We start from the raw sequence: 12,388 nt of genomic DNA on the forward strand, positions 1-12,388 counted from the left end.
CACGGAGCTTATTATTACGAAATAAACATCTATGTATAAAAAAATTTAGTTGGAATAATCTAATTTTAGGTGTAACATTATAATGTATTAGCATATATTGATTTAAATAGTATAATAAAGCTTTTTAGGGAGGAAACTATGAATATAGCAGCATTTTTTGATATTGATGGTACTTTATATAGAGAGGGACTAATTGCTGAAGTTTTTAAGAAATTAGTGAAATATGAACTCATACCTTCTGATAGGTGGTATAAAGAAGTAAAGCCTGAATATGAAAAATGGGATAAAAGGCAGGGAAACTATGATAATTATCTGTTAAAAATGGCAGATATATATATTGAAGCTATAAAAGGACTACATAAATCACAAATTGAGTTTATAGCAAAAACTGTAGTTTCACAAAAAGGAGATAGAGTTTACACTTTCACTAGGGATCGAATTAAGTGGCATAAGGAAAAGGGGCATAAGGTTATAACTGTTTCTGGAAGCCCATCTGAGCTTGTAAGACAAATGTCCATAAAGCACGGTTTTGACGATTATAGAGGTGCCATATATTTAATGGATAAAAATGATATATATACTGGCGAGGTTCTTTCAATGTGGGATAGTGTAAGTAAGAAAAATGCTATTAATGCTTTAATAAAAGAATATAACATTGATATGTCACAAAGTTATGCATATGGTGATACTGCTGGAGATTTTTCTATGCTCAAAATGGTGAAATATCCAGTTTGTGTAAACCCAACAAAGGAACTCTTAAAGAAGGTTTTAAATGATGATGAGGTAAAAGAAAAAATAAAGATAGTGGTTGAAAGAAAAGATGTAATATATAACTTAGAGCCAGATTGTATTGACATATTTTAATTTAAAATATAATAATGTAATTTTATATTAAAAAGTGTTATAATATAACAGCATAGAGTAATTTGCATAACTAATTTAGAAAAGAGTGGTAGAGTGATAGAAAGACAGAATATTGTAAAAATTGGTAATTTAACAGAGGGAAACTCTTTAGTGATAGATGAAAGATGCTCCTTGTATAAAGAAGCCATTTTTTTTGATTTAGAACATTATATTTATAAAAAACCAATTTGCATAGGAGTGTTTGGATGCTGTTATTTTAGTGAAGAAGAAAATATTTTAAAGGTAACTCAATATATGATAGAAAATAAGAATGATGTGAAAAACATCCTTTTTCTTGCAAAAGATTATTTTAATTTAATGCAAAGCAAATATAAGAAAAAATATATAGTTACTTTTTCTGGAAACAACGATTTTACAGTAATTAATTATTTATTTAAAAAATATAATATAGAGTTTGATATAGAGCAATATTTTTTCCATATAGACTTACAAAAACAGTATGAGAAAGAGAAACTTACATCCATAGGATTGAAAGCATTAGAGGTAAAGTTTAATATTTTTAGAGATACTGAACTTATAAGTGGGTCTAACTTAGCTAAAACCTTTAGCAAGATTATAAAAGATAATGATTATATAACTAGGATGCCTAAAGAAAAAAAGGAAAAGATCCTCTTATATAATGAACAGGATGTAGTTAGTTTATTTCATATATACACTAATTGGAATAATGCTATTAATAATGATTTAATCGTTGCTGAAGAATAAGTCGATTTAATTTATTTTACAATGGAGATAGGGGTTTGATTAAGTTGTTTAAACCAATAAAAAGTACAAAAGTTTACGAACAAGTAATAGAACAAATTAAAGGTATGATTGTAGGTGGAAATCTTAAAAAAGGAGATAAATTGCCTTCTGAAAGGGAACTAGTTGAACACCTTCAAGTGAGTAGAACTTCTATAAGAGAGGCATTAAGAGCTCTTCAAATTATAGGATTAATTGAATGTAGACAGGGTGAAGGAAACTATATAAGAAATAATGTAGAAAATAGTCTTTTTGAGCCTTTATCCATAATGTTCATGCTTCAGGAAAGCACTCCTGCTGAAATTATAGAAATTAGAAAAATACTTGAAGTTGAAACGGCTGCATTAGCCGCTCAAAGAATCTCAAGTGAAGAAATAGAAAATTTAGAAATATTAATAAAAGCTTTTAAAAGTTCCGATAGTGAAAATGACAATGTTAAAATAGATAAAAAGTTTCATTATCTAATAGCACAAGCTTCAAGAAATTTTTTGATTGTTAATATTTTAAATGCCATATCATCTTTAATGGATTCATACATTAAAGAAGCAAGAAAAAGAATACTTTTAGATGAGAATAACAGAGAAGTATTATCAAAGCAGCATGAAGATGTCTATGATGCTCTTAAATCTCGTAATTCTAAGAAAGCAGCAGAAGCAATGAAAAAACATTTGGATTTTGCGAATGAATATTATAGAGAATTTTAATTTAAAAAGAGTATTAACTTAATGAAAAAAGTTAATACTTTTTTTAAATTAAAGCAAACCAAGATGATTTTTATCAAAGCTGGTCATACCATACTACCAAAACTTTTGTAATATGATTATATAAAAACTAGGGCTGTCGCACTTAGCGAAATATAGCCGACACTTAACTTATTCTCCGTGATATATTATCACTCTTCTGGAATATGAGTTAAGTATCTGGAGTTTTTACATTCAACAATTGTCTTTTACATATTTGTTAATTAAATAACCTTAATTCAGTTTTTATATAGATTTAGCTTAAGAGTTTTAAAAACTTTTTTAAAATAATAATTATATTAAACTCTTGCAAGTGTAACGTTTACATGGATTTATAAAATTTTAACATTGATGTTAACAAAATAACTATTGTAGCAATAGTATGAATGTTATGCTAAAATCAAATTATTCAATGGTCATACCATACTACCAAGTTAGGGGGATAAAAAAATGAATATGTATTTACTCTTTGTTATTGCATTAATTCCAATAATTTGGCTCATGCTTTCACTTGGAATTTTAAAAATACCAGGACATAAAGCAACGCCAATAACTTTAGTTATAACGTTACTATTAGCAATTATTGTTTGGAAAATGCCTCCAGTCGATGCTGTAAAAGCTGGACTCGAAGGTGCTGCAAATGCGTTATGGCCAATAATCATAGTTATAATCGCAGCGGTATTTATCTACAACTTATCTATACATACAAAAAGTATGGACCTGATTAAAAAGATGATGACTGGTATTACGACTGACCAAAGAATTTTAGTTCTTATCTTAGCATGGGGATTCGGTGGCTTCCTAGAGGCTATTGCAGGATTTGGAACAGCAGTTGCAATTCCTGCTAGTATAATGGCTGCACTTGGCTTTGATCCTATATTTGCAGCAATTATATGCTTGATAGCAAATACCACCCCTACAGCTTTTGGTGCCATAGGTCTTCCGGTATCAACACTAGCTAAGCTTACAAATTTAAATCCCAATTTACTAAGCTATGCAGTGGGATTACAACTTTCACTATTAATTATCATTGTGCCAGTAGTACTAGTAATGCTTACTGGTAAAAGCGTCAAAGCTATTAAAGGAGTTCTTGGTATAGCATTAATATCTGGATTATCTTTTGCAATACCAGAAGTATTAGCAGCAAAATATATGGGAGCTGAACTTCCAGCAATACTTGGTTCTGTAGTCTGCTTAGCTGTAACTATAGGTTGGGCTAAAGTATTTCATAAAGATAAAGCTGCTAAAGATGCTGAACAAATATCTTTTAACAAAGGTTTTATGGCTTGGGTTCCATTTATATTAGTATTCGTAATAATAATATTTACAAGTTCTCTGTTCCCAGGAGTTAGTAAGAGCTTGTCAAAGCTCAGTACTACAGTTACGATTTATCATCAATACACATTTGCTTGGATTAATAACCCAGGTTCACTAATTATAATAGCAGGAATTGTAGGTGGATTAATTCAAGGTGCTAAATTAGGTGAAATTTTACGAATTCTTGGAAAAACTGCTAAACAGATGACTAAATCAGCTGTTACAATAGTGGCAATAGTTGCACTTGCAAAAGTTATGAGCTATAGTGGAATGATTAAATCTATAGCAGTAGTTTTAGTTGCAGTAACAGGACATACGTATCCAATAATATCACCAATAATAGGAGCACTTGGAACTTTTGTAACTGGAAGTGATACATCTGCTAACATATTATTTGGTCCACTTCAAGTAGAAGCGGCTAAATCCTTAGGATTAAATCCTTATTGGTTAGCAGCAGCAAACACTGGAGGAGCTACAGCAGGCAAAATGATATCGCCTCAAAGCATAGCAGTTGCTACAGCAGCTACAGGACTTGCAGGGGCAGAAGGTAAAATATTAAATGCTACTCTTAAATTCTGTATAGTATATGTAATCGTTTTGGGAGTTATAGCATATTTTGCAGGCTCTATGTTCGGTTTTTAGAAGCATTCTTAATTTAAAACTTTAAATATAATAAACTCAAGTTTAATAATATATTAAAATTTAATAATTATAAGGAGGTACCACATATGACAAAAATCAAAATACCTTATCACAAGGAAATGTGGGAAATAGAAGTTGAAGACAAGAATCTCGTAGGAATTTTAGAATCAAAGGCTGCAGAGTATAGAACAGAACTTACTGAGCAGCAAATTGTAGAAAAAGCTTTAGACAACCCTATAGATAGTCCTACGCTGGAAGAGTTAGTAAAAGGAAAAAATAACATGGTTATTATAACGAGTGACCATACAAGGCCAGTTCCAAGTAAAGTTACAATGCCTATACTACTTAGAAGAATCAGAGAAGTAAATCCTAAAATAGATATAAAGATTCTTATTGCCACTGGTTTTCATAGAGCAACTACAAAAGAAGAACTTATTAATAAATTTGGAGAAGAAATAGTTGAGAAGGAACAAATTATAATCCATGACTCAACAGATAATAATAGTTTAGTGAAATTAGGAACTCTACCTTCTGGTGGAGAGCTCATAATAAATAAATTAGCCGTTGAAACCGAGCTGCTTATTGCTGAAGGATTTATAGAAGCTCACTTCTTTGCTGGATTTTCTGGTGGAAGAAAGAGCATACTTCCTGGAATAGCATCTGCTAAGACTGTAATGGCAAATCATTGTTCAGAATTTATAGCTAGCCCTTATGCTAGAACCGGTATACTTGAAAATAATCCAATCCACAAAGATATGCTTTATGCAGCAGAAACAGCAAAACTTGCTTTCATATTAAACGTAGTAATAGATAGTGATAAAAAAGTAATAAATGCTTTTGCTGGACATAGTGAAAATGCTCATAAACAAGGATGCAATTTTGTGTTACAACTTTCAAAGATTGACAAAGTCGATGCAGATATCGCAATTTCAACTAATGGTGGATATCCTCTTGATCAAAACATCTACCAATCAGTAAAAGGTATGACTGCTGCTGAAGCTACTTGCAAAGAAGGTGGAGTAATCATAATGGTATCAGCTTGCAATGATGGACATGGAGGACAATCCTTCTATGATAACCTAGCGAATGCAAAGTCACCAGCTGAGTTACTGGATAGGATATCTAAAGTACCAAGAAATGAAACTGCCCCTGACCAATGGGAATTTCAAATATTAGCTAGAATGCTTAATAAATACACAGTTATATTAGTAACTGATATGTGTGATCCAACAATGATAAAAAATATGCATATGGAACATGCATTTACCTTTGAAGAAGCCCTTGCTAGAGCCTATGAATTAAAAGGTAAAGATGCAAAGGTTGCTGTTATACCTGATGGTGTTTCAGTTATAGTTAGATAAACAGATTTTCAATATAGATTTTGGAGGTATAAAAATGGATATATTAGTATGTATTAAACAAGTACCAGGAACTTCAAAAGTAGAAGTAGATCCAGTAACAGGTGTATTGAAAAGAGATGGAGTAGATTCAAAAATGAATCCATATGACTTATATGCACTTGAAACTGCATTAAAAATAAGAGAACAAGTAGGGGGAACAGTAAAAGTAATCAGCATGGGACCTCCTCAAGCAGCAGAGGTTATAAAGGAAGCCTATATGATGGGAGCAGATGAAGGAGTACTACTATCGGATAGAAAATTTGCTGGCGCAGATGTTTTAGCCACTTCCTATACAATTTCACAAGGTGTTCAGCAAATGGGAAATGTTGATTTAATACTTTGTGGAAAACAAACAACAGATGGAGATACAGCACAGGTTGGACCAGAAATGGCAGAATACTTAGGAATACCTCATATAGCTAATGTAATAAAACTAGAAGAAATAAAAGATAACGCAATGGTAGTTGAGATGGATATGCCTAATACAATCGAAATTGCAGAAATTAAATTTCCTTGCTTGCTAACTGTTGAGAAAGATATATTTCAACCAAGATTACCATCCTATAAGAAAAAACTTTCTACTAAGGATAGAGAAGTTAAGATGTTAAGTCTAAATGACTTTAAAGATCAAAATGAAAAAAGATATGGACTAAATGGATCACCAACACAGGTTGAAAGAATATTTCCACCAGCAGTTAATACAGATAAAGAAATGTGGGAAGGTAATGGAGATGAGCTTACAGACAAGCTCACTAAGAAACTTAAAGAACTAAAATTTATATAAATATAATATTATGATTAAAATTAGAAATTATAGATGTTAATATACAAATGCAGTAGAAGAATAGGAGTTTAAAGGCCTAAATGACACTTAACGAATAGTTCATAAGCGGAAGCGAGTAGTATTGACTACTCTGTGTTCCGACTAAAAGGAGGAATAAAAGTGGGTAAATTAATTGTAAATGCGGAGAAGTTAACTCCTTCAATTATAGAAGAATTAGTAAATGTATGTCCATTCGGAGCAATAGAAGAAAAAGACGGAAAGATAGAAGTAAATGCAGCTTGTAAGATGTGTAAGCTTTGCGTTAAAAAGGGTCCAGCTGGTGTAATGGAATTTATCGAAGAAGAAATTCCACAGATAGACAAGAGCTTATGGAAGGGTGTAGCTGTATATGTTGATCACGTTGAAGGAGATATTCACCCTGTAACTTATGAATTAATTGGAAAAGGCAGAGAGTTAGCAGCTAAAGTTAACTATCCGGTTTATGCAGTGTTTGTTGGACATAATATAAAAGACAAAGCTCAAGAAATATTACATTATGGAGTAGATGAAGTATTTGTATATGACTATGAAGAATTAGAAGACTTTAGAATAGAACCATATACAGCAGCAATGGAGGACTTCGTAAATAAAGTAAAACCATCAACATTACTAGTAGGAGCAACTACAATAGGAAGATCTTTAGCACCAAGAGTAGCTGCAAGATTTAAAACAGGACTTACAGCTGACTGTACAATACTTGATATGAAAGAAAATACAGACTTAGTTCAAATAAGACCAGCATTTGGTGGTAATATAATGGCTCAAATCATAAATCCAAATAATAGACCACAACTTGCTACTGTTAGATATAAAGTAATGGATGCACCTGAAAGATCAAAAGAGGAAACAGGAAAAATTACTGTATGTGATATGGACGCATCTAAATTAGGTTCAAATATAGATGTATTAAAAGTAACTAAAAAAGAAGTAGAAACAAGCATTTCTGATGCAGATGCAATAGTAGCTGTTGGAAGAGCACTAAAATCAGAAAAAGATTTAGAAATGATAAAAGAATTAGCTGATTTGCTTGGAGCTCAAATAGCTACAACAAGACCATTAATTGAAGCGGGTTTTGTAGATGCAAAGAGACAGATCGGATTAAGTGGTAGAACAGTAAAACCAAAATTAATAATTACTTGTGGAATATCAGGAGCAGTTCAATTTACAGCAGGTATGAATAATTCAGATTGTATAGTTGCAATAAATAAGGATCCAAAAGCTTCTATATTTAATGTAGCTCACTATGGAATAGTAGGAGATATATATGAAATAATACCTAAATTAATAAATAATATTAAAGAAGGAAAATCAATAATTTAATTATTTACTAATAGATTTAGAGTAAAAAGCTAATAAATTAAAGAATATAATAAAGTAGAGATTTGGAGGTAAGCAAAATGGCATGTAATTGTGCGGACCAATATAAAAAACTTGATCAAAATGATATAAAATTCCTAGTGGACTTACTAGGTGAGGATAGGGTGTTTACAGGAGAAAATATAAATGAAGACTTCAGCCACGATGAATTAGGTGGAATTAGCAAGATGCCTGAAGCTGTAGTAGAAGTATTAGAAACAGCAGAAGTTTCAAAAATTATGGCTTATTCCTATGAAAATAATATTCCAGTAGTAGCAAGAGGTTCAGGAACAGGACTTGTTGGAGCATCAGTTCCTCTTTATGGCGGTATAATGATCAACTTATCAAAGATGAATAAAATTGTTGAACTAGATGAAGAAAATTTAACTTTAACTGTGGAACCAGGAGTTCTATTAATGGAAATTGGAAAGTTTGTGGAAGAGCATGATTTATTCTATCCACCAGATCCAGGTGAAAAATCAGCTACTATAGGAGGAAATATAAGCACAAATGCTGGTGGTATGAGAGCAGTTAAATATGGAGTAACAAGAGATTATATAAGAGGACTTGAAGTTGTACTTCCAAGTGGAAAAGTAATTGAAGTAGGTGGAAAAGTAGTTAAAAACAGTTCAGGCTATAGCGTGAAAGACTTAATATGTGGTGCTGAAGGAACTTTAGGAATAGTAACAAAAGCAATATTAAGATTATTACCATTGCCAAAGAAAGCTATTAGCTTACTTATACCTTTCCCTGATCTTGATAAAGCAATAAACACAGTACCAAAAATAATTAAATCAAAATCAATACCAACAGCAATAGAATTTATGCAAAGAGAAGTTATTTTAGCTGCGGAAGAATTCTTAGGAAAGAAATTCCCGGATAATTCATCTGATGCATACTTGTTGTTAACTTTTGATGGTAACAGCAAAGAAGATATAGAAAGAGACTATGATAAAGTAGCACAAATTTGTCTAGGTGAAGGTGCTTTAGACGTTTATATAACAGATACAGATGAAAGAAAAGAAGCTGTTTGGTCAGCAAGAGGAGCCTTCCTTGAAGCAGTTAAAGCATCTACTTCTGAAATAGATGAATGTGACGTTGTAGTTCCAAGAAATAGAGTAGCAGAATTCATAAAGTATACAGATGAACTTCAAAAGCAATTTGATATAAGAATTAGAAGTTTCGGACATGCTGGTGATGGAAACTTACACGTGTATGCATTAAAAGATGATATGACTCAAGATCAATGGGAAAAGAAACTATCAGATGTATTTGAATGTATGTATAAAAAATCTGTTGAGTTAAATGGATTAGTATCAGGAGAACATGGAATAGGTTATGCTAAAAAACCATATTTATTTGAACAATATGGTGATGACTATATGGAATTGTTAAGAAATATTAAGCTAGCTTTTGATCCAAAAAATATATTAAACCCAGGAAAAGTTTGCCAATAAATTACACAAAAGGCACGGTGGAAATCACCGTGTCTTTATATTTTCCTTCTAAAAGTACTGTCAATATTGAAAAACTTATTTTAAAATATTAACATAGCATTAAAAAGGCGGTGACAAGGATGGATAATATTTTATGGAAAATACAAGATACAGTTAACAAATATGTTGTAGTGCTATCTGAAATACTTAAAGTGGATGTTGTAATTGCAGATTCAAACTTAATAAGAATAGCTGGTACAGGTCAATATAAGGAGAAAAATAATTTAAATATGCTTGATGAAGGACATATAGCTAAAATGGTCATCGATACTGGAATGAAGAAAATTATTGAAAATCCTAGGGAAAATGAAGTTTGTGCCAATTGTCCTGATAGATTAAATTGCATTGAAACTTTTGATATGAATGCACCAATTAAGTTAAATGAAAAAGTTATTGGAATAATAGCATTTGTATGTACTACAGAAGCACAGAAAAAGCACATATTGGAAAACTATAATACTTTTATCAACTTTATTGATCAAATTTCAGATTTAATTGTTTCAAAAGCCCTTGAGGCAGAAGAAAACGAGAGAAATTTAGCACTTATAGGTTTTTTAAATGAGATTATTGACAATACAGAAGAAGGCATTATTGTGTTAGATGGAAATAGTAATATATCAAGGGCAAATGAAGCTGGTAAAAAGATATTGGGAATTAATCTCAATAATAACAAAAATATTAATGTACAGTTAAAGTCTACAGGGGATATGTTAATGGGTTTAATGGAATATGAAGTACAAATAGAGAATCGTTTTGTTGATACTATAGGAAAAATGTATCGTATAAATAATAATGACTACAATGAACTCTTTATATTTAAGGATCCAGAGGCTGTGCAGCAAAAAGCCCTTAGTGTAACTACAACTAAAGAAAAGTTTAACCTAAGTAATATTTTAGGGGAGTCCAAAGAAATACAAGTATTAAATCAAAAAATAAAGAGGCTTGCGTCTTCTGCATCAACAGTATTGATAACAGGTGAAAGTGGTACAGGTAAAGAACTTTACGCTAGAGCTCTTCATAATGAAAGTGAAAGATCTGAGGAGCCTTTTATTGCTGTCAACTGTGCTGCAATTCCTGAAAACCTTCTTGAAAGCGAATTATTTGGTTATGTGAAAGGAGCTTTTACAGGAGCTGACCCAAAAGGTAAAATAGGTAAGTTTGAGCAGGCCAATAACGGAACTATTTTTTTAGATGAAATAGGTGATATGCCTATATATATACAGGTAAAGCTACTAAGAGTACTAGAGCAGAGAGAAGTTATAAGATTAGGTTCTAATAAAACAATAAATATTAATGCAAGAGTAATTGCTGCTACAAATAAAGACTTAGAAGATATGGTTAAAAATAATACCTTCAGAGAAGATTTATATTATAGATTAAATGTAATACCTATTTTTCTTCCACCCCTTAGAAAAAGAAATGGCGATATAAAGCTGTTAACCCACTGCTTTATCCATAAGTTTTCGAAGTTATTTAATAAAAATGTATCCGCCATCTCACAAAGCTTCTGGAGTTTTATTGAAAAATATAATTGGCCTGGTAATGTAAGAGAACTTCAAAATACAATTGAATATGTTATTAACATGATGGGAGAAGACGGAAATATCGATGAAGATTTACTACCTGCAAAAATTAAAAACTCAACTAAAGCTTTGAGCTTTAATAATTATGCTATAGAATGCATGGAGAAAGAGCTTTTTAAAAAGGCAATTGAACTTTATGGTTCTAATGGAGAATCAAAAAAAGTTATTGCAGAGAAAATGGGGATAGGTATTGCTACCTTATACCGCAAATTGAAGAAATATAATATAAAATTATAGAGAAGAAAGGCATGATTATCAAAAATGATAGACTTATCATTTTTGATAATCATGTAACTTGTATACAAAATAATTCTACATATCAGCGTTGTTTTTCAAGCATCATAGTTACTTATTAGCAAATAAAAAGATATCATTAATATCAATATTCCATTATTATAAACAATTTAAATTATCAAAAATGATAATTTGAATTGTCTGTAACCTAGTTTTAAAAATACAGGCAACCCTTATTAATACAGAATATATCAGAAATTTCATTTTATTAATTAAAATTGGTATGCATTTTGCTGTATATAATTTAAAATAAATAATTTTAAAATTAAAGGAGAGAGAGTAATGGCTGTAAGAGAAATATTATTACTTGGCAATGAAAGTTTGTACGAGGTATGCAAAGAGATTTCACAAAGTGAACTTGGGAAGGCGAAACAAATAGTTGAAGATTTACATGATACAATGATGAACTTTAGAGAAAAATATGGTTTTGGAAGGGCCATAGCAGCACCACAGATAGATGAAACTTATAGAATAATTTATATGAATTTTGATAATACCTCTATGGCGTTCATAAATCCTAAAATTGAATTTTTTGAAGACAAAAAATTTGAAATGTGGGATGATTGTATGAGCTATCCTGGTTTAGAAGTTAAATTATATAGATATGAAAAGTGTAGAGTATATTACAAAGATTTGGATTGGAAAGATTGTGTCTTAGAATTCGAAGGAGATCTATCTGAATTAATACAGCATGAATATGATCATTTAGATGGCATATTAGCAGTGCAAAGAGCTATTGATACTAAATCATTTAGAATAAATAGGAGTAAGTCAGGCTGTTTCTAAACTTCATAGTTTATTTAGTTGACATAGCTTTTCTATATCTTTAATAAACATATAGAAGGACTCGGCAAAATTTTGATAGTCCTTCTATATGCAAAAAGTATTTTTTAGTTAACATAATATTTAATATGTATCCACATACTGTCAGTTACATACAAAGTATCTCTATAGTTACATAACCTTATCATGTAGATTAAATAATGTATTTATTTAGTATTAAAAAAGTAGTATAATATTATTCTGTTACAATTTATAAGGTAACATTGTATATAATTTTGCATATATGAAT

General features: G+C 30.8%; 10 protein-coding genes. All 10 read left to right on the forward strand.

Annotation, left to right across the window (positions count from 1 at the left end):
* Positions 1 to 138 precede the first annotated feature (138 nt).
* Positions 139 to 864: an HAD-IB family hydrolase gene (locus I6U48_RS25915; RefSeq protein ID WP_218323379.1), complete on the forward strand. Its 726-nt coding sequence runs from the start codon at positions 139 to 141 to the stop codon at positions 862 to 864.
* A 120-nt stretch (positions 865 to 984) separates the two neighbouring features.
* On the forward strand, positions 985 to 1,629 hold the full coding sequence (locus I6U48_RS25920) for a ribonuclease H-like domain-containing protein (protein ID WP_376774604.1): 645 nt from the start codon (positions 985 to 987) through the stop codon (positions 1,627 to 1,629).
* A gap of 44 nt (positions 1,630 to 1,673) precedes the next feature.
* Positions 1,674 to 2,369 (forward strand): FadR/GntR family transcriptional regulator, encoded by a 696-nt coding sequence (locus tag I6U48_RS25925; RefSeq protein ID WP_218323412.1) that lies wholly within the window; start codon positions 1,674 to 1,676, stop codon positions 2,367 to 2,369.
* A gap of 486 nt (positions 2,370 to 2,855) precedes the next feature.
* Entirely contained in the window at positions 2,856 to 4,364 is a 1,509-nt protein-coding gene (locus tag I6U48_RS25930; RefSeq protein WP_218323381.1) for an L-lactate permease, read from the forward strand.
* An 86-nt stretch (positions 4,365 to 4,450) separates the two neighbouring features.
* Positions 4,451 to 5,725: a nickel-dependent lactate racemase gene (gene larA, locus I6U48_RS25935; RefSeq protein WP_218323383.1), complete on the forward strand. Its 1,275-nt coding sequence runs from the start codon at positions 4,451 to 4,453 to the stop codon at positions 5,723 to 5,725.
* A 34-nt stretch (positions 5,726 to 5,759) separates the two neighbouring features.
* On the forward strand, positions 5,760 to 6,548 hold the full coding sequence (locus I6U48_RS25940) for an electron transfer flavoprotein subunit beta/FixA family protein (RefSeq protein WP_218323384.1): 789 nt from the start codon (positions 5,760 to 5,762) through the stop codon (positions 6,546 to 6,548).
* Between the two features lie 159 nt (positions 6,549 to 6,707).
* Positions 6,708 to 7,907 (forward strand): electron transfer flavoprotein subunit alpha, encoded by a 1,200-nt coding sequence (locus I6U48_RS25945; protein WP_218323385.1) that lies wholly within the window; start codon positions 6,708 to 6,710, stop codon positions 7,905 to 7,907.
* A 77-nt stretch (positions 7,908 to 7,984) separates the two neighbouring features.
* Entirely contained in the window at positions 7,985 to 9,400 is a 1,416-nt protein-coding gene (locus I6U48_RS25950; protein WP_218323386.1) for an FAD-binding oxidoreductase, read from the forward strand.
* 119 nt (positions 9,401 to 9,519) lie between these two features.
* Complete coding sequence (locus tag I6U48_RS25955) at positions 9,520 to 11,259, forward strand: sigma-54 interaction domain-containing protein (protein WP_218323389.1); 1,740 nt, start codon at positions 9,520 to 9,522, stop codon at positions 11,257 to 11,259.
* A 339-nt stretch (positions 11,260 to 11,598) separates the two neighbouring features.
* A complete protein-coding gene (locus tag I6U48_RS25960; RefSeq protein ID WP_218323390.1) occupies positions 11,599 to 12,102 on the forward strand; it encodes a peptide deformylase in 504 nt (167 codons plus the stop codon).
* Positions 12,103 to 12,388 lie beyond the last annotated feature (286 nt).

Source organism: Clostridium thailandense, assembly GCF_019207025.1.
In the GTDB taxonomy this organism is placed as follows: domain Bacteria; phylum Bacillota; class Clostridia; order Clostridiales; family Clostridiaceae; genus Clostridium_AM; species Clostridium_AM thailandense.

Excerpts from the sequence above, each read along its gene's own strand:
- I6U48_RS25930 (WP_218323381.1), top strand. The coding sequence starts at position 2,856 with ATGAATATGTATTTACTCTTTGTTATTGCATTAATTCCAATAATTTGG.
- I6U48_RS25915 (WP_218323379.1), top strand. The coding sequence starts at position 139 with ATGAATATAGCAGCATTTTTTGATATTGATGGTACTTTATATAGAGAG.
- larA (WP_218323383.1), top strand. The coding sequence starts at position 4,451 with ATGACAAAAATCAAAATACCTTATCACAAGGAAATGTGGGAAATAGAA.
- I6U48_RS25960 (WP_218323390.1), top strand. The coding sequence starts at position 11,599 with ATGGCTGTAAGAGAAATATTATTACTTGGCAATGAAAGTTTGTACGAG.
- I6U48_RS25955 (WP_218323389.1), top strand. The coding sequence starts at position 9,520 with ATGGATAATATTTTATGGAAAATACAAGATACAGTTAACAAATATGTT.
- I6U48_RS25950 (WP_218323386.1), top strand. The coding sequence starts at position 7,985 with ATGGCATGTAATTGTGCGGACCAATATAAAAAACTTGATCAAAATGAT.
- I6U48_RS25940 (WP_218323384.1), top strand. The coding sequence starts at position 5,760 with ATGGATATATTAGTATGTATTAAACAAGTACCAGGAACTTCAAAAGTA.